Genomic DNA, 20,987 nt, shown 5'->3' with positions numbered 1-20,987 from the left:
TAAACGCATTTATATATAAAGAATATAGATAAGTGTATATAGACTATACACTATGGGTAAGAAAAAACATTACTCTTTATTACTGTTTTCAAAATTGTCTATTCTCCTTTCAAGTGAATTTAGAAAATCCTTAAGGAAAGCTATATTGTCCGCAGAAGCACCTTGCAAAGATTCATGAACAAGGTCATCAAATTGATGATGAATCTTTTCGTGGTTTATATATGCTATTGCTCCTTTTGGAGTCAGTTTTAAAACTAATCTCGACAGGTTGAGGGGATCGGTGTCTTTGACAACCATACCCTTCTTTTCAAGCTTCATAATAATTTGGGATACCGCGCCTTTTGTCACCCCTAATAATTTGGCAAGCCCGGTTACATGAATTCCCTCATTTTCTTTGATAGATTTAATCATATGAATTTCTGCTTCAAAGAGCTGTTCATCCGTCCCATAGCAACGTGTTTTTTTGTCAATTTCAAAAATTTTCCAGAATACGCGCAAAAGCGTGTAGCTAAGTTTTGTTTTATTTTTACTATTCTTAATCATCATGCTATAAGTATATAGATCCTATACACTTTTGTCAAGGAGTATTCCGATACTAATTTTAGTACGATAAGGAGTTATTTTTTTATTTTAAATATTTTTAGAATAACAGTGAAAAAATGATAACCGTCCCTAGAAGTTTATTTTAAATATTTTTAGAATAACAGTGAAAAAATGATAACCGTCCCTAGAAGTTTAGGAAGTTTAGAACCTAGAACCTTAGGGAGATAAATGCCCTAGCTTGATTTTTTTTAGTTGTAGGAACGAATATAAATCTGAACTATAAACAATGGAGAAATATTTATTCAATGGATAAAAAAATACTAAGAGGATGCCGATACCATTATCATGACAAAAGGAGGAGACATACATGAGTGCAAAGAAAATTAAAGAGAGAACGTATACAAAGAAATTATGGTCATTTATTGGAGGACTTATTTTAGGGTGGTTTTTTTACTTTTTTATTTTGGGCATGGTTACAGAAGGAGACGAAATTCCAGATATTTATGTGATGATTTCTCTGATACTTTCATTGATTACTATGATTATTTATACAGTTGGGAGTGAGTTTAATTACTTAAAGAAATTAGAATTAACAACAACTGCTTTATACAGTAATATTAGTATATATAAAAAGCGTGAAAGTCAATTGATTGCTAAAGCAGAAGAAATTATATCAAAGTTTTTATCTCATGAGAGTGATATTCAAAAGTCTGTGGCATTTTCTAGAGAAGGAGATAGAAAGACCAGTGGAAATATAGAAGGGATAGGAGCTTTAACAGACTTGAAGGTAACGGTAGAAAAATATCCAGATTTAAAATCAGATAAACATATTTCTCATATATTAGTTCAATTGGAAGAATCACAAAATACTATTTTAAATTCAAAGCTTTCTTATAATGAGTATGTAACTTATTATAATACGGCTATGGTGAGTTTTCCAGCTATCATGTTTTCTGGAATTTGGAAGATTAAGCCTTTACAGTTTTATGTAGACGAAGATTTTAATGAGTAACAGTATATAAATAAAAAATAATGACCCAGTGTTTATAGGTTTACAAAAAAATTCCTTATCCTTTAAAACTTTTCAGCTATCTTGTTCCGTAATAGATAGTAGATGATGAAAATAGGAGGAGGATTTTTTTATGTTAAAAATTAATAATCTAACAAAAGTATACACATCAAAACATGGAAGATATGTAGCTTTAAATGGTATATCATTAAGAATCCATAAGGGAGAATTTGTTTCTGTAATGGGACCATCAGGAAGTGGCAAAACTACACTTCTTAATTGTATATCAGGATTTATAAAGGGAGATTCAGGAGAAATTTTATTAGATGGGGAAAATATTTTAAATATAAATGAAAGAAAACTTTCTGATATAAGACAAAGTAAGTTAGGATTTGTATTTCAAGATTTTATGTTAATGAATGGATTGACAGTCTTAGAAAATATTTTTTTACCACAAATTATTGCTGGTAAGAATATGAGAAAAATGGAGCAAGAATCAAGACAGTTATTAAGTTCTTTTGGAATAGACGAAATAAAAGATAAGTATCCAAGTGAAATATCAGGAGGGCAAAAACAAAGAGTTGCCATAGCAAGAGCTTTATCTAATAAACCATATATTCTTTTAGCAGATGAACCAACAGGAAATTTAGATTCTAAATCAAGTACGGCTGTGATTGAAGCCTTTATGGATGCAAAAAAAAATTTAGAGGCCACAGTTTTTATGGTTACTCATGATGCTTTTTCTGCATCTTATTCAGACAGAGTAGTAGCTCTAAAGGATGGTCAAATCATAAAAGAGCTTGTAAGAGAAGGGGCTCCACGAGAATTTTTAAATGAAATATTGACCTTTATGAAGGAGATTAATGGTGATGGATATGAGGCTTAATCAAATTACAAAAAAACTTGTAAAAAACAATATAAAACAGTATTTGATACTGATAGGGTCTATTATATTTGCAGTGTCTATGATTGCTGCTTATGGGATTATTCAGTTTAGTCCTACTGTTGATGATATATTAATGGATGGCGGTTCTACCCAAATGATTTCACTAGGAACGTATGGATTGAATATGATTGGAAGTTTAATTTTTATCATATATGCCCATGGACTATTTCTAAAGCATAAATCCAAGGAAATAGGAGTATTTATGTCTTTAGGAATTAGAAGAAAGAATGTTCAAAAGATGGTGATGAAGGAGTTAAGATTTATTGTTCCATTAGCTACCTTTGCTGGACTACTTTTTTCTATTCCAATAAGTTTTTTTTGTTGGTCTTTTATAACAATGTTTTTATCAACAGCTGAAACAAATTATAGCATTGGATTTTTAGGGCTAATCATAGCTTTTATATTTTCTATGGTTGCAATGATGATTATTCATATTAAAACAATAAGGTATATAAAAAATGCAGATATTATAAAAATACTAAAATCAACAGAAGAAGTGGAAGATTTAAAAGGAGATCATTATATATTAGGGGTAATAGGTTTTATTTTGATTCCTGTAGGATTATTTTTATTTAGAGTTTTTTCAATAAGTGAGGGATTCTTAGGGAAAATACATATTATTTTCTTAGGGTTATCATTGATTGGATTATATCTATTTATTATTCAAATTACTTCTATTGGAACTTTTATCAAAAATATAAATAAGAAATATTATTATAAAAATATAGTATTTTTTAATTTAATCAAGCAAAAGGGAAAGCAATATACATTAGCATTATTTGTAAGTACTATTTTGATGAGTATATCTATTTTTGCATTAGGGTTTAATGCCATAGGTATGATTGATGGATTAAATAAATATGAAAAAATAGATCCTTTTGACGTAGCTGTAATTATTGGATTTCAGCAAGGAGATTTAAAGATTGAGGATATTTTAAGCTTAGCAAAGGAACATGATATAAAAGTAAAAGATTTGGTAGAAATGAATGAGATTATGTTAGGCTATAATATAGCAGAATATAATGAGTGGAATTCAAATCCTTTTATTTCAGAAGAGTTTGTTAGAAAAATTACAGGAAAAAAAGATTTTGATTTAGAACCAGGAACTTTTGTTACACTTATTTCAGTAGATCCTTCTTACATAAGAAAAGATAAAAAAAATAAGAAAAATATAGAAAGAATATTATTAGACTCTACAACTAGAGAAGAAATGACTATTGTAGATAATGGAAAGGTGTATATAGGAGGAGTATTAAATCACGATTCATTCCACAATGGAAAAGTAAATGTATTAGATAGTAATGATTATAATCGTTTAAGAGAAAATCAAAAGGATGAATTTGTAGTAAAAACATATATGTTCAATGCAGATGATTGGACAAAAACAGAAAAATTCAGTAAAGATTTATATGAGTTAGTTGCTAAAAAAAGTGGTTATCAGTGGTGTAGTAATTTTAAGGATGCACCTATATTTGATAGAGTATTAGAAAATGGTTATGGAGGATATGATCATTATGATATGAAGGATTATAAAGGAAGTGAATTATACGCAAATAAAAGGTGGGTCTTTAGTCCATATACTAGATATCATGCTTATTATAATAGTATTCAAGACTATGCAATTTATTTATTGTTGATGGTATTTATATCAATCGTTGCATTTTCTTCAGCTGTAATGGTGGTAGGAATTAAAATTTTAAATACAATGTGGCAGGATAAAATTCTATATAAGAATCTTACTTTCTTAGGATATAAATTAAGGGATATCAGATTTGTAGTAACAAAACAAGCTGCTATTATATATTTTGTTCCTACTCTATTAGGAAGTATTTTAACAATTCTTTTATTAGGAGAAATGTTAAAGGTGATGGATGTTTATTTTCCAAATGAAGTATTAAAAGCAGTAGGTTTTATAACATTGTTTATGTGGACTATTCAAGTGTTTATATTCTTTTTTGTCAGAAAAGCAGCAATTAAAGAATGTACAAACTTTGAAAATGTATAAGGGGAAGTGATTGATTGGAATTAGAAATAAAAAATTTAACAAAAATATATGATAAAAAAACTGCATTAAATGATTTGTCTATTTCATTAAGAGAAGGCATTACAGCAGTTTTAGCCCCAAACGGTGCAGGAAAAACAACTCTTTTAAAGATAATAGCTACAGTTATGAATCCAACAAGTGGAAATGTTTATTTAAATGGAAAAGATATATTCAAAATGGGAAAGGATTATCGAAGTATCATTGGGTATTTACCTCAAGATTTTGGGGTATACCCCCATCTTACTGTAGAAAAATTTTTAAAGTATTTTGCAGCTTTAAAAGGAATAAAAGAACATGTATCAAAGGATAGAATACAAGAATTATTAGAGATGGTTTCACTAGAGGATATGAAAAAAGAAAAACTTAAAAATCTTTCAGGTGGAATGAAACAGAGACTAGGGATTGCACAAGCTTTTTTAAATGATCCTAAGATCCTTATATTAGATGAACCTACTGTAGGATTAGATATAGAGGAAAGAATAAAATTTAGAGATTTTTTAATTGAAATAAGTGAGGAAAAAATTATTATTTTATCTACACATATTATTTCTGATGTAGAAGCAGTTGCTTCAGATATATTGTTTATGAAAAATGGAGAATTGATTACATATATAACACCACAGGAAGCATTAGAAGAATTAAATGGAAGGGTATATGAAATTTTAACGGATTTTAATGAAGTAAAAAAATTAAAAGAAAAATATTTGGTAAGTGGTAGCATAAATAAAAAAGAAAAAATGATAATTAGGATAGTGGGAGAAAAACCAGAGGTAAATGCAATATCTGTCAAGCCTAACTTAGAAGATGCTTATGTTTATTATTATCAAGGGGTATAATATGTTGATTTTATTTCAAGCTGAATTTTATAAAATTATCAAATCATTAGGTTTTAAGATAGCATTTTTAGGAATATTATTTCTTTCTTTATTTCATATTGTTTATGAATATAGTTATTTTTCTCAATATGAGTTCTTTTATGAGGGATATAAAAAGGAATATGTAAAAGAAATTGAAGCAAGTAAAGAATTTTTAACAGATCCTACTTCTCATCATTATTTAAAAGATCATATAAAAGAGTTAAAAAGAGAGATTGAAAATAGAAAACATTATTTAGAATTTTATACAACACATAAAGTATCCCCGCTTAAAAAAGATTTTTCTCAAGGGTTGAGTAAAAGTATTTTTAATTATGAGGAATTCTTATTTTTAATTCTTTTATTTTGCTGTAATAGTGTATGTTATGAAAAATCAAAAAATATTACAGCTTTTCAATTTTCATCTAAGGCAAGTCGAGGAGAATTATATTTTTCTAAATTTTTGGGGTTATCATTAGCAGTTACTATCATTTTTGTTGTAAATATATTATTTTCATATATATTAAGTGGATTTTTAATGGGATTTTCAGATTTATCAGGGCAAATTCAATCTTTAAGGGGATATAGTTTTGCTCCAATAGAAAGAAGTATAAAGGAATTTTTAATCCTTAAAGTTATTTTTGGATGACTGATATGTATGTCTGCAATTGTAGTATTTCATTTTATTTCAACGGTTACAAAAGATAGCCTTACTTCTTATATGATGAGTATTATATTGATTGTTCAAAGCAATATCTTATATTTTGGAGGAGAATATTTAAAACATATTATTATTGGGACATATTATGCCTATCAGCAATATATATACGGCTTAATTGTCCATGATATAAAAATAACAATACTAAATATGATTTTTCAAACTATATGTATATATTTTTTAGGATTATATATTTATAAAAGAATGGAATAAAAGAGGTGGGGGAATGGATGTTGTAAGTGATGAAGATTTATTCAAACAAGTTCAAAATGGAAGAAAAGAAGCAGTAGAACTGATTGTAAAGCGTTACTATAAAGATATTTTTAGATACATATATATAAAGTTAAATGATTATTATACATCTCAAGATTTATGCCAAGAAGTTTTCTGCAAGGTTTATAAAAGAAGAGATACTTATTCTTCTGAGTATCCTTTTAAGCCATGGCTTTATAAAATTGCATATCATTGTATCATTGATTATACAAGGTCAAGTCAATATAAAAAGCAGCAGAAAGTTGTTCCTATAGATACAAAAATAAAAGAGAAAAAAAATACTATTGATCATGCTCTTTTTCATAATAATATCAATGATTTTATAGAAGGTTTAAACCAAGGACAAAAGGAAGTAATAAAACTTCGATTTTGTAATGAATTATCTATTGAAGATATTGCACAAATTACAGGAAGTAATATCAATACAGTAAAAAGTAGATTATATCAAGGGATTAAACATATAAAGAATAAGTTAGAAACAGGAGGTGAAGTAGATGAGGCAAAAAAGAACAAAAGAAATTTTTGATGAAATAGAATGCTTTGACATAAAAAATGAAATTTGTTTAGAGGATATTGAAAAAATTGAAGCATTGTTTGAAAATCAAAAAAACATAGAGCCTCCTGAAGAGCTTTTTGATAACATAATGAAAAATATTGACTTTGAAGAAGATAATGATCTAGCAAATGAAAATAATAATGAAAAAGTAAATATATTTCAATCTATGACTGAATTGTTATTTCATATAAGGCATCAAATATCACTTCTTGATAAAAATTTTTGGCTTGTTTCTATTTTTATAATGCTTTTAGGATTTTTATTAATTGTGAAGGAACAAACAAATTATCTTTTATTATTAGCACCGATTGTTACAGTATATAGTATTTGCTATTTTTATAGAGGGATTTATTATAATACAAATGAAATAGAAGCTGTGTGTAGATATTCAATATATGAAATTACAATAGCCAGAACTATAATAATTATTGGATACAATATTTTATTTGCTTGTATACTAGCATGGGCAAATTCTATGATAAAGGATACAAATTTATGGTCAATTTTAATTGTAAATTGGCTTTCGCCTCTTATTGTTACATATTGTGTATCTCTTTACTTTTTTTATAGAAAAGGTATGATTATGAGCATAGTAGCAAATATAAGCACATGGATTGGATATATTGGTATGTATCATAGATTTCATTTTACTGGATATAATGGTCTATCATGGTTAAATATAAACCTAATTTTAATCATGATTTCATGTATAATATTTACATTGGTACTAAACAACATCAGACGAATTTATAGATAGGAAGTCAAAGGAAAATAATTTTTGAACAGAGAAGTAAAACAGATGTGACAAACACAATTCAAAACATAGGAATGTGATTAAAGTTAAGAATAACTTCTATTTTTTATAAATAAGGAGTTATTTTTTTATTTTAAGTATTTTTAGAATGACAGTGAAAAGATGATAACCGTCCCTCAGGTTTAAGGTTTATTTAAGGTTAAGATGATAATGAGTTAAGATGTGTCCTTTATAATGAGAATATATCAATCAAGAGGAGGAAAATTATGAAGGATAAAGGATTTACAGGATTTCAATTAAAGATGATAGGACTCATTCTTATGATATTTGATCATATACATGAATTTTTTAATTTTAGAGGGGATATACCTGTAGCATTTAATTGGGTTGGAAGAATTGTTGCACCTATTTTTATATTTATGACAGTAGAAGGATTTGTTCGCACAAAGAATAGAAAAAAATATATGTTAAGACTTTATATAGGATCATTAGTCATGAGTTTTGGAAACTTATTTTTTTCTAAATATTTTCCTAGAACTGATTCTTTTGGTTTAATGAATAATATTTTTTCAACTCTATTGATGATTATTATTTATTTATCTATGGTAGAGTACTTGACAAAAGCTATAAAAGAAAAGAGTATGGCAAATATAATCAAAGGGGTAGGGTTATTTATATTACCTATAGCTTTAGGAATGATCATGTTTATGAATATCACTGTACCAGGAATGATGCATCTTATATTTATGATCCCAACACCTATGATAGTAGAAGGTGGACCTGTATTTGTTCTATTGGGTATTGTCATGTATCTATTAAGAGAAGATAGAAAAAAACTTGTGATTGTTTATTCTATTTTATCTATACTTCTTATGTTTACAGGGGATATGAGTATAAAAGGATTATTTTTTAATAATTATCAATGGATGATGGTTTTTTCAGCTCCTCTTTTCTACTTGTATAACAGTCAAAAGGGAAAAGGAATGAAATATTTATTTTACACATTTTATCCAGCTCATATTTATGTGTTCTATTTGATATCCGTGTATATGATGAAAAGGTAGAGGAGGTTGGGTCATGATCTTTTGGGAAATAAAAAAGCTTTTTAAATCTAAAATAGGATGGATCTCTTTAGGATTATTTGTATTTCTTTGTGGAGTATCGGTTTTTTTAAAGCCTGTCTTAGAAACAGAAAATATATATAGAAATGAAAAGTATGAACTTATAAAAGATACTAGATCGAAAGAGATCATTGCACAAGAGAAGTTAGATCAAAAGATGAATCAGATAAAGGAAATGGCTAGCTACAATGGAGATGATGATTTTTCTCAAAATCTAAAAATCATATCAAAGAAGAAGTTAAAAGCTATAGAAAATACAAAGTATCAAGATGTAAGTTTTTTTAAGGTATTTAATCATAGAATCACGCATCCTTTCATAAATAGTGTGATGATGATTATTTTGGTTTTAATATTTTCAAACATCTATACGGATGAAAGGGTTTCAGGGATGAATGACATTATTCTTTCATCAAAAAATAAGTTTAAGGTTTTATATTCAAAATTAGAAATGTCTATATTTTTACCAATTATTTTATATATAGCTTATATAAGCGTTACTTTTATAATTACTATTTTTCAATATGGACCACCTGTTCATGGACAATTGCAAGCATTTAGAATTATTGATTTTGCAGGGTTACTCAAAGAACCCTATACCATCTATGAGTATTTGATTTTAAAGATGGGTGTAATGATTTTAATTTTTACTACAATTTCAGTATTTGCAAGTTTTTTTTCCTTTGCAACTACTACTTCTTTGGCAGCCATCAGTGGAAGTGTACTATTTATAGGAGCTGGAAAAGTAGTTACTGTAATGAAATTTTTACCCTATTCATTGGTGATGATTATGAGCACAAGCAATTATATAGATATTATGTTTCATATGGAACAATTTGTAGGAATGTATCTGGGACATGTTCACATTTTAGGAATCAATGTAGAGATTGTTTATATGTGTAATATATTTTTAGTATCTATGCTAGGGATTGGAATAGGCAGCTGTATATTTACATTTAAAAAAGTTTTAACAAAATAATAGGAGGGAAAATGATGATGAATACACTTGAAATAAAAAATTTAACAAAAACTTACGGAAATAAAAATGCAAATGATCATATTACAGTAACCCTTGAAAATGGTTTGTATGGACTTTTAGGACCGAATGGAGCAGGTAAGACTACTTTTATGAAACAAATTACAACTTTAATCCATCCATCAGAAGGAGAAATTATATACAATGGAAAAAATATAAAAAATTTAAATGAAGAGTATAGAGATATTTTGGGATATCTGCCTCAAGAATTTGGTGTGTATAAAAATTTTTCAGCTCAACAGTTTTTACAATATGTAGCAGCTTTAAAGGGAATGGGTAAACAAGAATCTAAAAACAAAATAAAAGAGTTGTTAGAGCTTGTAGGATTATATGAAGTGAGAAATAAAGCAGTAGATAAATTTTCAGGAGGGATGAAAAGAAGAGTAGGGATTGCACAAGCTTTATTAAATGATCCTAAAATATTAGTTTTAGATGAACCAACAGCAGGATTAGATCCTCAAGAAAGAGCAAGATTTAGAAATCTTCTTTCTCAAATTTCTAAAGATAAGATCATTATATTGTCTACTCATATTATTTCAGATATAGAATCTATTGCAAAAGAAACCATTATGATTAAAGATGGAGCTATGCTTATGAAAGGAAACCATAGAGAAATTCTTTCAGGAATGGAAGGGAAAGTTTATTGTATAAAAACTTCTAATGAAAATGAAGTGATGGAAATACAAAGTCTTTATAAAGTAGTAAATATACAACGTAGTTCGGATTATGTAGAACTAAGAGTAGTAAGTGATAAAATGCCTAGATATGCATATGTAGAGGGGATAGAACCAAGATTTGAAGATGTTTATATGTTTTATTTTGATCTAGAAAATACAAGGGAGGTGTAGTGATGGGATCACTTATAAAACTAGAGCTTAAAAAAATACTTTTTAAAAAAAGAATTTTAATTGTATGGATCAGTATATTATTTTTAAGTTTTATTTCTATAAGAGCATTTTCTATGGAGGAGACATATGCAGATTTATTTAGTAAAGCATATGGATTGGTACCATTTATGGGAATACTTATGTTTATGATTTTTTCAGGAGCATATACATTAGAATATAATTCTAATATGTCTGGACTTATAAAAACAACAAAAAACGGAAGGAAACAAATAATAGCAGCCAAATCAATAGCATCGGGTATAGGAGCTTCTATTTTAAATCTTTCAATATTTTTTACATTGTGTTTATCTGCTTTTACAAAATTTAATTTTTTAGGATTGAATTTATCTTTAAAAAGTCTTTGGTATTTTGAAAATAGTGGATCAGATATAACTATGATTCAAATGGTTTTCATTATGACTTTTACTATTATTTTAGGTTCTTTTTTCTTTGCACAAATAGGATTGTTTTTATCATCTATGAGTAATTCATCTGCCATACCTTTTGTATTTGGAGGACTCATTATGGGTCTACCTTATATACTAGAGGGATTTGTAAGAAACAGTGGGTTAGGAAAATATTTAGGAGCTACACCCCTGTGGGGAATGATGAGTTGTCAGCTCATAAGATATAAAACACCTATGTCTATGATTGTAATTTCTGTTGTAATTTTTATAGGTATTATGATGATTTTTCCTAAAATGACATATAATTCATTCCTAAGGAAAAACTAAATAATATATATAAACAAAAATAAGTATGGTAAAATTTAAAAATTAGGAATAAATAAAATAAGCTTTTCAGAATGTCCTTTAATCTATGATCAAAAGGGCATTTTCACATTTAAAAATTAGAGAAGAGGTGTCTTATGGACGGTACATTAAATAAAAAGATTTTAGTCATAGATGATGAACAAGAGCTTTTACAATTAATTCATACAGTTTTAAAAAAAGAGGGATTTAAACATGTGTATACAGAAAAAACAGGAAAAGGAGGATTAGAGCTTTTTAAAAATATTCAACCAGATCTTGTGATTTTAGATATTATGCTTCCAGACATAGAAGGGTATGAATTATGTAAAAAAATTCGAAACACTTCCAGAGTGCCTATATTGTTTATATCTGCTAAATCGGAAGAATTAGATAAGATATTAGGCTTTGCCATTGGAGGGGATGATTATATTACAAAACCATTTAGTCCTAAAGAATTGGCTTATAGAGTCAAAGCCCATCTAAGAAGAAGTACTTATCAAATGGAAAAAGATGATCCTATTTTACAATTTGGTCCTTTTAGAATGGACCCTAAAAGAGCAGAACTTTCTAAAGGAGAAGACAAAATAGAGTTAAAGCCTAAAGAATTTAAACTTCTTCAATATCTAGCAAATTATCCAAATCAAATTATGAGTAAAGAAAAATTATGTAATGAAGTTTGGGGAGAGGATTATATAGGATATGACAATACCATTATGGTACATATCAGAAAAATTAGAGAAAAGATTGAAAGAGATCCATCCAAACCTGAGTATTTGGTAACTGTAAAAGGTTTAGGATACAAACTTTTGATAAAGGATTGATCATTATGAAATGGAAGCTTACCTTTAGCTTTGTTATCAGTATTGTGTTAATCGTTGTATTGGTTTTAATTATGAATATTACAGCCATATTTTTTTTAATCGCTCATAAAAATACAGATGATCTATCTCATTCCATGAAGGATGGAGTGTATTTTAGGCCAGAAGGGTATGTTAGGAACTTTCAACGAAATATTTATAAAGATCAAGAAAAAATTGATATTACAGAAGATGCAAAAAAATCTCTCATGAAAAATCATGCATGGATACAGATACTGGATGAAAATGGAAAAGAAGTGTATCAGTATCAAAAGGAAAAAACAGTACCTATAAAATATAACCCTATGGATTTGATTCACTATTATAAATATGCAAAACCATCGACTGTTTTAGTAGGAGAAAAGTCTATAGATGGATATAGATATAGTTATTTAATTGGGTTTCCTTATGAAATGATAGATAAACAAGTTTTTATATATAACAAAGATTATGCAGGTTTTATTTTTAAAAATGGATTGATGTTAATCATCGGAATAGATATTCTATTGGCACTATTATTCGGACTATATTTTAGCAGTAAACTTACAGAGCCTGTCAAAAAAATTATCCAAGGTATTGAGTATTTAGGTAGTGGGAACTATAGAATAAACTATGAAGAAAGGGGTTTATATAAAGAAGTTTATTCGAATATGAATCATTTGGGTGATTTGTTAGAAGAAAGCGAGCAGGAAAGAAAAGAATTGGATCTTATGAGAGAAGAATGGCTATCCAATATTTCTCATGATATTAAAACACCTCTGTCATCTATTCGAGGGTATGCAGAGCTTCTTGATAGTGGATATGATTTTACTAATGAAGAAGTGAAAGAATATGCACAGATTATAGAGAAAAAAGCCATCTATATTAAAGAATTGGTAGATGATTTAAATTTAAGTACTAGATTAAAAAATAAAAAAATATCTCCTAGGCTTGAGGATTGCAATTTAGTATCTTTTCTGAGAGAAATTGTAATTGATTTTTTAAATACATCTGAAAACAGGGATACAAATATAGATTTTATAAGTGATTTAGAAGAAATACAAAAAAGGATAGATCCTGTTCTATTTAAAAGAGTGATTCATAATATCATATCTAATGCTATTGTCCATAATGATCGAAAGGTAAATATTACAGTAAGAATAAAAAAAGGAAAAGATAAACTGATGATCTTTATTGAAGATGATGGAAAAGGAATAAAAGAGGAAGATATCAAACATATATTTACTAGATACTATAGAGGAACAAATACAAGCAAAGATCATGAAGGTTCAGGACTAGGAATGGCCATAGCAAAAGATATTATAACGATTCATGGAGGCAATTTATCTGTACAAAGTAAAATAGGGTATGGAACTACTTTTCAAATTATAATGTAGTATATCAAAAAAATGATTCTTGTATAGAACCATTCAGACTGTTGGCAAAGTATTGTTTAGCAAAGTCATAAAAATAAGGAACATTTATTGAGAATTTGTGAAAATATAGAATAAGTAAGAAAATGATTAGCATTACACTGTTTGAGCATAGCGAGTTTGTAATGCTATTTTCGAGCGTTTCTTTATATTTTCCAAATTTGAAAATGAGTGACGTTTTTTATGACTTTGTCTACAAGCTCAATGATTCTTGTATAGAATCATTTTTTTTGTGTAAATGTAAATGATTTTAATAATGATAAGTTTTTATTTAGATAAATTAAATGTTGGTTTTCTAAAAAATATTTCGGAAAAAGAAAAAAGAGGAAAAAAGAAGAAAAATGTCGAATAGAAAATAAAATATTTCAATGGAGGGAAAAAAATGAATTGGAGGGGCCAAATGAAAATTAGAACCAAAATTTTAATGGGATTTATAATTGTTTCTTTGCTTACAGGAGTTATAGGATTGACAGGGTATTATTCAATGAAAAATATCATGCAAGATCAATATGAGATTGCAGATGTGAGACTTCCTAGTGTAGAAGCTTTATTAATTATGAATGAAGCTCAAACAGCTGTAGTTGTAGGAGAGAGAGGATTAATCAATAAAGACATGATGGACAAGGAGATAAGACAAGCACAATATACTTATATTGAGAAAGCTTTTCAAAGGGCTGAAAAAGCTCGAAAAACTTATGAGCCTCTTCCACAGACAAAAGAAGAAAAAGATCTTTGGGAAGAATTTGTACCACAGTGGAATAAGTGGAAGACACAGGATAAGCTGATTATAGATTTATCTAGGCAAAAAGATGAACTCATTGCATCAGGAGTACCTCTTAATGATGTAAGGATACAAAAAAATGATGAACAAGTGTATGAAGCTTACATGAAAAGTAGAGAGTTATTTCTAAAAGCAGAAAGTACGCTAAGTAAAATTATCAATGTCAATATAAACGTAGCAAATGAAGCAAATATCCAGGGTAAAATGGAATATGAAAAAGCTAATAAAATTGTAATCATAGTGATCATCATAGGTATGTTTTTAGCGATTTTCCTTGGCATGGTAATATCTAATACAATTAAAAAACCTATACATAAAACCATAGATATGCTCAAGAATATTGCACAAGGAGAAGGAGATCTAACCAAGAGATTAAATATTCATTCTAAAGATGAGATAGGTGAGCTTACGGAGTGGTTTAATCTATTTGTAGATAAAATTCAAGATTTAGTAGGACAAGCAAAATATAATGCAGATCATCTAGCAGAATCATCTAGTCAAATTGCTTTAAGTATAGATCAAGTAAATCAAGGAATAGAACAAATAGCAGGAGGCATATCGAATGTATCCGATGGGGCACAGAATAATGCAAGTGTAGTAGAGGAGACAACCGCTAGTATTGAAGAGTTAGCAAGCAGTATAGAAGTTGTTTCACGGCAGGCAAAGGATGCATTTGATAAGAGTAATGATACTTTAGAATTTGCAAATCAAGGAGCAAACAATGTTAAAGAGGTAGTAGATGCCAATCATAAAGTTAATGAAGCAACAAAAGAGGTATACAAAGTAATAGGTGAGCTGAAGGATTCATCAGATCAAATAGGAGAAATTGTTTCAATGATAACAAACATTTCACAGCAGACAAATCTTCTTGCATTAAATGCAGCAATAGAAGCAGCAAGAGCAGGAGAACATGGAAGAGGATTTGCAGTAGTAGCAGATGAGGTTAGAAAATTAGCAGAAGAAAGTACAGAATCAGCTTCTAGTATAACTGTATTAATAGATGAAATTCAAATCAAGGCAGATCATGCCAGTCAAGCTATTTCACAAGGACAAGCATTAGTAGGAGTTAGCGTTGAAAAATCAAATATCATACAAACACATTTTCAAAATATATTAAATTCTATAAAAGATATTAATGGAAAAATGAAGACAATTTCTTCTTCAGCCAATCAACAATCACAATCTGCTGAAGAGATGACAAAAGCAATGGATGAAATATCAGCTTCTACACAAGATAATGCAAGTGCTGTACAGCAGATTAATGCAGTAATAGAAAACCAAGCAAGTGCATTTGAAGAAATTGGAGCAAGTGCAGAAGAGTTAAAGAATGTTGCATTGAAATTAAAAGAGAGGACAGATAAATTTAAAGTAGATTAGTTATATATAACTAGATAGTATAAACAATAAAAAATAAATGGAGCATAAATACTTTATAAGTTTAGAAACCCCTTAATAAAAATAAGATTTAAGGGGTTTTATTTAGAGAAATGGAGAAAAAGGCAGAATATTGACTGAAATGTCTCAATATTGTATAATATTGTATAATAACCTTTAAAGATGCATTTATAGAAAATTAAAAGAATGGAGGTTTATTTTACTAAATAGGAGATGATAAAAAAATACAATAGAATGTATGTAGCTAACACTATTAGAAGGAACAGAATTGGTTGCACAGTAATAAAAATATAAAAATTATGAGGAGAGGGTAAAAGTGAAATGGAAAAAACAGCTTAATATTATGTCTAAACTAATGATATTTGCACTTATACTTATTGTTTTACCTCTTTCAACCCTAGGATATTATTCGTATAATAATTCAAAGTATGCAATCAATGAAGGAACAAAAAGTACCTTGGATGCTAGGCTTCGTGGAACGAAGGAAAAAATAAATTTTCAGACAGAGCAAGTTGAAAAGATTGGAAGTATTTTAAGAGGAATTCCTTCTATTGTTCAATATGCAGATGAATTAGAACAAGGAATGATAAGTGAGAATACAGCTAGAGAAGCAGAGATTTTAGTGAAAGATTTTGGAAAAACTATAGAAGATATATCAGATGGTATTTGCATTATAGATAACAATGGAAAAGTTATATTAGATATTAGTAAAAATGCAGAAATTGGATTAGATTTGTCAGATAGAGAATATTTTAAAGAAGCAATGAAAGGAAATTGTTTTTGGAGTGAAGTGATTGTATCTAAAAATTCGAATGAGGAAATTATTAGCTATAGTATGCCATTAAAAAGTAGTAGAGGAAATATTGTTGGAGCTATAGGGATGACAATTCCATTTTCTAATATAATAAATGTAATCAAAGAAGTACAAGCAGGAGAAACTGGATATGCTTATTTGATAGACAAAGAAGGAGTTGTTTTATATCATCCACAAAAAGAAAAGATTCTTCAGGAAAACCTTTTAAATTCAGAAAGTAGCTCCTTAAAAGAGATTGCACAAAAGATGGTCAGTGGCGAATCTGGATTTGGTACTTATGAATATGAAGGAGTAGAAAAATTAAATATATATGAACCAGTAGGAAAGTGGTCTTTGGCAATTAACATACCTGTGTCTGAGTATATGAAACCTGTAATAGGTATAAGAAATAGTACGTTAAAGATCATTATCATGGCTATTTTAATAGGTGCTGTATTTGCTTTTTTCATTTCTAAGCAGATGAGTGATGGAATCAAGCATTTAATGCAATTAATGGAGCAAGCAGCCAATGGAGATCTTACAGTTTATGCACATGTTAAATCTAAAGATGAAATTGGAGTATTGGCAAAGAGCTTCAATCAAATGATAGACGGACAAAAACATTCTATGATCAAAATTTTAGATGTAACCAGTCAGTTGACAAATGCTTCACAAGAGACAAGTAGTGCGGCAGAGGAAATCGCTTCTTCAACACAGGATCAAGCTACTTCTATAGAAGAATTAACAACAGCTATGAATGAGATGAGTCGATCTATAGGAGATGTGGCATCTAATGTAAGTGATATGTCTGGCAATATTCATGTGGTCAACAGTTCTATAGAAGAATTAGGAAAAGCCGCAAGTGATGTAGCAAAAAATATAGAAGAGACAGCAGAAGAAATTGTAGAAGTAACAGGAGCATTGGGACAAATGAATGCATCTATTGCACTCATTGCAAGTAATTCTCAAAATGCAAATAAAGTAGCAGAAAAAACAGTAGAAGTAGGGACACAAGGAAAAGAAGCTATAGATCATACGATAAAGGAAATGGATAATATTAATAAAGTAATGGAAAATATTACACATGTCATCACAGGGTTGGGAAAAGCTGCTATTGAGATTGGAGATATTGTAGAGGTTATTGATGATATTGCAGAACAAACGAATCTTTTATCATTAAATGCATCTATTGAAGCAGCAAGAGCAGGAGAACATGGAAAAGGATTTGCAGTAGTAGCAGGAGCCATAGGAAGTTTAGCGGAAAAAAGCGGAGAAGCTACAAAAGATATTACAAAATTAGTAAAAAAGATTCAAGAAGAAGTTCAAGATGCTATTCATAAAACAAATAATGGTGCAAAGCAGGTAGAAAATGGTGTCACTTTAGTAAAAAATACTGGAAATTCATTAGATCAAATATTTGAATCTATTAACAATACCACAGGTCTAATTAATGAAATTGCACTATCAACAGAGGAGCAAAGTCAAGCAAGTCAATCTATTATGGAAGCTATACAAAAGGTGAATGATCTTTCTGTTCAGGTATCAGCTGCTGTAGAAGAGCAAGTAACGGCAATTGATGAGGTGATCTTATCTATAGAAAAAGTAAGTGAGCTATCTCAAGGAGTAGCAAGTGCAGCCGAAGAACAATCAGCTGCAAGTGAAGAACTTTTAGCTACAGCAGAAAGCATCAGCCATATGACAAATGAGGTATCTGCAAGTAGCGAAGAAATGGCTGCAACAGCTCAAAATCTTGAAGATCAGGCAGTAACCTTATCAAATATTACATCAAAATTTAAAATATCCCAAATATAGATATGGGAGGATTTTGAAATGAATCAAAATCAATTTGTAATTTTTGTTTTAGAAGATGAAGAATATGCAATAGACATATCAAAAGTAAAGGAAATCAATAGATTAAAAGACATAGCTATTCATAAAATTCCTAAGGCCCCATACTACATAGAGGGAATGATCAATTTAAGAGGCGTATTAGTGCCTGTTGTAAATATAAGGAGAAAATTAGGACTAAATGGTTATGAAATCACTAAAAAATCCAGAATTATTGTGATAAATAGTAATGGGCAGAATGTAGGATTGTTAGTAGATGGAGTATCTTGTGTAGAAGAATTTGATCCATCTTGCATAAACTCTTCTTTAGATGAAATGAATATTCATTATGATTATATTGCCGGGGTAATAAAAAAAGAAAAAAGAATGCTTTTTTATATAGATATTGAAAAAATATTTCATGTATAAGAGGATGGATGATATAAAGGAGAATGAGCATGAGTACAGATCGATTTGATATGGAGGATCTTTGTTTATTTTTAGAAGAAACGAAAGAACAAATAGAAAAAATAGAAGAAGAATTATTGAATCTTGAAAATGGACCGGAAAATGAAGAATCCATTCATTGTATTTTTAGAATGGTTCATTCTATCAAAGGGTCATCTGCAATTATGGGATTTGAAAAAATGTCTTCATTAGCTCATGCCCTTGAAAGTTTGCTTTCTAAAATAAGAGAAAAAGAAATACATATAGATCTTTCTATCATGAATGTATCATTTTATGCAGTAGATTTATTCAAAGAAATGTATACAAGTATTTGTGAAGGAACGAGCTGTAATACTCATATAGAAGATATTTTAGAGCAAATCAATCACATCTTAAAACAAAATAAAATGGATAAAGAGTGCAAAGAAGAACATCATGCAGACAAAGAACTACCAAGAACTCATGAAATAGAGATTGTATTTGATGAAGATGTAGAGATGAAATGTATCAAAGCTTTTCAAATTCATGACTCATTGTCTCAGATAGGAACAATCCATAGAACCATTCCTCCTGATTTTATTCAAGTAGCTGATGAAGATTTTGGAGATACTTTTGTTATGATGTTTGATACAGAGGAAGAAGATGAAAAAATCTATGAGCAAATTCAATTTGTTTCTCAATTGAAAAATGTGTTTATAACAAAAGTACAAAAAAGTGCATGTAACAAAGAAAAACAAGTTGAAAAAATTTCAGAAAATCATATAAGTCAAGAAAAATCTACTATAAGAGTAGATATTAGTAAGATAGACAAAATATTAAATTTAGTAGGAGAGTTTATTACAGATAAGGAAAATTTAAATCAAATTTCATTTCATTTAAAAAAAGCTTATAAAAATGATATACATATCCATAAATTACTCAATACTTTATCTCACATCAATTTAGTTGGAACGCAGCTACAAGAGACAGTCATGGGTACTAGAATGCTTCCTTTAGAAAATATTTTCAAACGTTTTCCAAGGATGGTAAGAGATTTATCCTTAAAATGCAATAAAGAGGTTGATTTTATTATTGAGGGTAGTGAGACAGAAATTGATAGAGGCATTATAGAAGAACTAGTAGATCCTATTACCCATCTTTTAAGAAATGCGATTGACCATGGAATTGAAGAAAAGGAAGAAAGATTCAACCAAAGAAAAAAAGCAACAGGAAACCTAAAATTAAGTGCTAAAAGTGAAGAAAGATACGTAATCATTACTTTATCTGATGATGGTTGTGGATTGGATGTAAATAAAATAAAAAGAAAAGTATTAGAGAAAGGACTTGCTACAGAAGATAAATTAAATAATTTATCTGATAAAGAGATACTATATTACATATTTGAGCCAGGTTTTTCTACGGCAGCGAAGGTAAGTGACATATCTGGAAGAGGAGTAGGATTAGACGTAGTAAAGTCAAACATTAGAAAGTTGCATGGAATGATTGATATTCAAACAAATAAAGGACAAGGTACTAGCTTTATTATTAAACTTCCATTAACATTAGCCATCAGTCAAGCATTGATTATAAAAGAGCAAGAATATACTTTTGCTCTTCCAGTTTATAACATTATAGAAATTTTGAGAGTAAAAAATGTTCATACAGATGAAAGAATTCACAAAGTAGGTGGAATAGAAATTTTTCACTGGAGAGAAGAAGCCATTCCTCTTATATGTCTCGAAAAATATTTTCAAATAGAAAATCAAATTCCTACCCATAAAGTATCCATTATTATCGTAGCTGTAGCAGAAAGAAAGTTTGGGTTTGTAGTCAATAGGATTGTAAAAGAACAACAAATTGTCATTAAGTCTATCAGTGATTTCGTAGGAGAAAATCAATTATTAGGAAATCTTCAGGATATTTCTGGTGTAAGCATATTAGGAGATGGTACGCTTGCATACATTATGGATATATCCTCTGTAAGCAAAAATTTTAATCAATAGAGG

19 protein-coding genes are annotated in these 20,987 nt (G+C 28.8%); 18 read left to right on the top strand and 1 reads right to left on the bottom strand.

The window, feature by feature from the left end; translation table 11 throughout:
- Positions 1 to 69: 69 nt before the first annotated feature.
- Complete coding sequence (locus BN2409_RS02015) at positions 70 to 546, bottom strand: MarR family winged helix-turn-helix transcriptional regulator (protein WP_053954998.1); 477 nt, start codon at positions 544 to 546, stop codon at positions 70 to 72.
- A 364-nt stretch (positions 547 to 910) separates the two neighbouring features.
- Between BN2409_RS02015 and BN2409_RS02010 the strand changes: the two genes are divergently transcribed.
- The 18 genes from BN2409_RS02010 to BN2409_RS01925 all read left to right on the top strand — a co-directional run bounded on the left by BN2409_RS02010 (position 911) and on the right by BN2409_RS01925 (position 20,984).
- Positions 911 to 1,555, top strand: coding sequence for a LemA family protein (locus tag BN2409_RS02010; RefSeq protein ID WP_053954997.1), 645 nt, complete (start codon positions 911 to 913; stop codon positions 1,553 to 1,555).
- 130 nt (positions 1,556 to 1,685) lie between these two features.
- A complete protein-coding gene (locus BN2409_RS02005; protein WP_053954996.1) occupies positions 1,686 to 2,438 on the top strand; it encodes an ABC transporter ATP-binding protein in 753 nt (250 codons plus the stop codon).
- Positions 2,422 to 4,503 carry an FtsX-like permease family protein gene (locus tag BN2409_RS02000; protein ID WP_053954995.1) on the top strand — a complete coding sequence of 694 codons (2,082 nt, stop codon included), beginning with the start codon at positions 2,422 to 2,424 and terminating at the stop codon, positions 4,501 to 4,503. The genes BN2409_RS02005 and BN2409_RS02000 overlap by 17 nt, the downstream gene beginning before the upstream one ends.
- A 14-nt stretch (positions 4,504 to 4,517) precedes the next feature.
- The gene (locus BN2409_RS01995; RefSeq protein ID WP_053954994.1) at positions 4,518 to 5,378 is read left to right on the top strand and encodes an ABC transporter ATP-binding protein; all 861 of its coding nucleotides are present in this window, start codon (positions 4,518 to 4,520) and stop codon (positions 5,376 to 5,378) included.
- Between the two features lies 1 nt (position 5,379).
- Positions 5,380 to 6,045, top strand: coding sequence for an ABC transporter permease (locus BN2409_RS01990; RefSeq protein ID WP_053954993.1), 666 nt, complete (start codon positions 5,380 to 5,382; stop codon positions 6,043 to 6,045).
- A gap of 9 nt (positions 6,046 to 6,054) precedes the next feature.
- Positions 6,055 to 6,327 carry a hypothetical protein gene (locus tag BN2409_RS01985; RefSeq protein ID WP_053954992.1) on the top strand — a complete coding sequence of 91 codons (273 nt, stop codon included), beginning with the start codon at positions 6,055 to 6,057 and terminating at the stop codon, positions 6,325 to 6,327.
- Positions 6,328 to 6,340: 13 nt separating this feature from the next.
- Complete coding sequence (locus BN2409_RS01980) at positions 6,341 to 6,913, top strand: RNA polymerase sigma factor (protein ID WP_053954991.1); 573 nt, start codon at positions 6,341 to 6,343, stop codon at positions 6,911 to 6,913.
- Complete coding sequence (locus tag BN2409_RS01975) at positions 6,882 to 7,700, top strand: hypothetical protein (RefSeq protein WP_053954990.1); 819 nt, start codon at positions 6,882 to 6,884, stop codon at positions 7,698 to 7,700. Before BN2409_RS01980 ends, BN2409_RS01975 begins: the two co-directional genes overlap by 32 nt.
- A gap of 263 nt (positions 7,701 to 7,963) precedes the next feature.
- Positions 7,964 to 8,761: a TraX family protein gene (locus BN2409_RS01970; protein ID WP_053954989.1), complete on the top strand. Its 798-nt coding sequence runs from the start codon at positions 7,964 to 7,966 to the stop codon at positions 8,759 to 8,761.
- Positions 8,762 to 8,774: 13 nt separating this feature from the next.
- The gene (locus BN2409_RS01965; protein ID WP_053954988.1) at positions 8,775 to 9,794 is read left to right on the top strand and encodes a hypothetical protein; all 1,020 of its coding nucleotides are present in this window, start codon (positions 8,775 to 8,777) and stop codon (positions 9,792 to 9,794) included.
- A 14-nt stretch (positions 9,795 to 9,808) separates the two neighbouring features.
- Complete coding sequence (locus BN2409_RS01960; protein WP_330375357.1) at positions 9,809 to 10,699, top strand: ABC transporter ATP-binding protein; 891 nt, start codon at positions 9,809 to 9,811, stop codon at positions 10,697 to 10,699.
- A gap of 2 nt (positions 10,700 to 10,701) precedes the next feature.
- Positions 10,702 to 11,472, top strand: a complete 771-nt coding sequence (locus BN2409_RS01955; RefSeq protein ID WP_053954987.1) for an ABC transporter permease — start codon at positions 10,702 to 10,704, stop codon at positions 11,470 to 11,472.
- A 134-nt stretch (positions 11,473 to 11,606) separates the two neighbouring features.
- The gene (locus tag BN2409_RS01950) at positions 11,607 to 12,311 is read left to right on the top strand and encodes a response regulator transcription factor (RefSeq protein ID WP_053954986.1); all 705 of its coding nucleotides are present in this window, start codon (positions 11,607 to 11,609) and stop codon (positions 12,309 to 12,311) included.
- 5 nt (positions 12,312 to 12,316) lie between these two features.
- The gene (locus tag BN2409_RS01945) at positions 12,317 to 13,723 is read left to right on the top strand and encodes a HAMP domain-containing sensor histidine kinase (RefSeq protein WP_053954985.1); all 1,407 of its coding nucleotides are present in this window, start codon (positions 12,317 to 12,319) and stop codon (positions 13,721 to 13,723) included.
- A 436-nt stretch (positions 13,724 to 14,159) separates the two neighbouring features.
- The gene (locus BN2409_RS01940; protein ID WP_199872895.1) at positions 14,160 to 15,917 is read left to right on the top strand and encodes a methyl-accepting chemotaxis protein; all 1,758 of its coding nucleotides are present in this window, start codon (positions 14,160 to 14,162) and stop codon (positions 15,915 to 15,917) included.
- Positions 15,918 to 16,251: 334 nt separating this feature from the next.
- Positions 16,252 to 18,540 (top strand): methyl-accepting chemotaxis protein, encoded by a 2,289-nt coding sequence (locus tag BN2409_RS01935; protein WP_053954983.1) that lies wholly within the window; start codon positions 16,252 to 16,254, stop codon positions 18,538 to 18,540.
- 18 nt (positions 18,541 to 18,558) lie between these two features.
- Positions 18,559 to 18,984 (top strand): chemotaxis protein CheW, encoded by a 426-nt coding sequence (locus BN2409_RS01930; RefSeq protein ID WP_053954982.1) that lies wholly within the window; start codon positions 18,559 to 18,561, stop codon positions 18,982 to 18,984.
- Positions 18,985 to 19,013: 29 nt separating this feature from the next.
- On the top strand, positions 19,014 to 20,984 hold the full coding sequence (locus BN2409_RS01925; RefSeq protein ID WP_053954981.1) for a chemotaxis protein CheA: 1,971 nt from the start codon (positions 19,014 to 19,016) through the stop codon (positions 20,982 to 20,984).
- The last annotated feature ends 3 nt before the right edge of the window (positions 20,985 to 20,987 follow it).

Source organism: Inediibacterium massiliense (genome assembly GCF_001282725.1).
GTDB classification, from domain to species: domain Bacteria; phylum Bacillota; class Clostridia; order Peptostreptococcales; family Thermotaleaceae; genus Anaerophilus; species Anaerophilus massiliensis.
Note: the sequence above shows the minus strand (reverse complement) of the source record. Positions and strands in the feature narration are given on the sequence as shown.

Coding starts and splice junctions, on each gene's coding strand:
- BN2409_RS02015 (WP_053954998.1), bottom strand. CDS start 546: ATGATGATTAAGAATAGTAAAAATAAAACAAAACTTAGCTACACGCTT.
- BN2409_RS02010 (WP_053954997.1), top strand. CDS start 911: ATGAGTGCAAAGAAAATTAAAGAGAGAACGTATACAAAGAAATTATGG.
- BN2409_RS02005 (WP_053954996.1), top strand. CDS start 1,686: ATGTTAAAAATTAATAATCTAACAAAAGTATACACATCAAAACATGGA.
- BN2409_RS02000 (WP_053954995.1), top strand. CDS start 2,422: ATGGATATGAGGCTTAATCAAATTACAAAAAAACTTGTAAAAAACAAT.
- BN2409_RS01990 (WP_053954993.1), top strand. CDS start 5,380: ATGTTGATTTTATTTCAAGCTGAATTTTATAAAATTATCAAATCATTA.
- BN2409_RS01985 (WP_053954992.1), top strand. CDS start 6,055: ATGTCTGCAATTGTAGTATTTCATTTTATTTCAACGGTTACAAAAGAT.
- BN2409_RS01980 (WP_053954991.1), top strand. CDS start 6,341: ATGGATGTTGTAAGTGATGAAGATTTATTCAAACAAGTTCAAAATGGA.
- BN2409_RS01975 (WP_053954990.1), top strand. CDS start 6,882: ATGAGGCAAAAAAGAACAAAAGAAATTTTTGATGAAATAGAATGCTTT.
- BN2409_RS01970 (WP_053954989.1), top strand. CDS start 7,964: ATGAAGGATAAAGGATTTACAGGATTTCAATTAAAGATGATAGGACTC.
- BN2409_RS01965 (WP_053954988.1), top strand. CDS start 8,775: ATGATCTTTTGGGAAATAAAAAAGCTTTTTAAATCTAAAATAGGATGG.
- BN2409_RS01960 (WP_330375357.1), top strand. CDS start 9,809: ATGATGAATACACTTGAAATAAAAAATTTAACAAAAACTTACGGAAAT.
- BN2409_RS01955 (WP_053954987.1), top strand. CDS start 10,702: ATGGGATCACTTATAAAACTAGAGCTTAAAAAAATACTTTTTAAAAAA.
- BN2409_RS01950 (WP_053954986.1), top strand. CDS start 11,607: ATGGACGGTACATTAAATAAAAAGATTTTAGTCATAGATGATGAACAA.
- BN2409_RS01945 (WP_053954985.1), top strand. CDS start 12,317: ATGAAATGGAAGCTTACCTTTAGCTTTGTTATCAGTATTGTGTTAATC.
- BN2409_RS01940 (WP_199872895.1), top strand. CDS start 14,160: ATGAAAATTAGAACCAAAATTTTAATGGGATTTATAATTGTTTCTTTG.
- BN2409_RS01930 (WP_053954982.1), top strand. CDS start 18,559: ATGAATCAAAATCAATTTGTAATTTTTGTTTTAGAAGATGAAGAATAT.
- BN2409_RS01925 (WP_053954981.1), top strand. CDS start 19,014: ATGAGTACAGATCGATTTGATATGGAGGATCTTTGTTTATTTTTAGAA.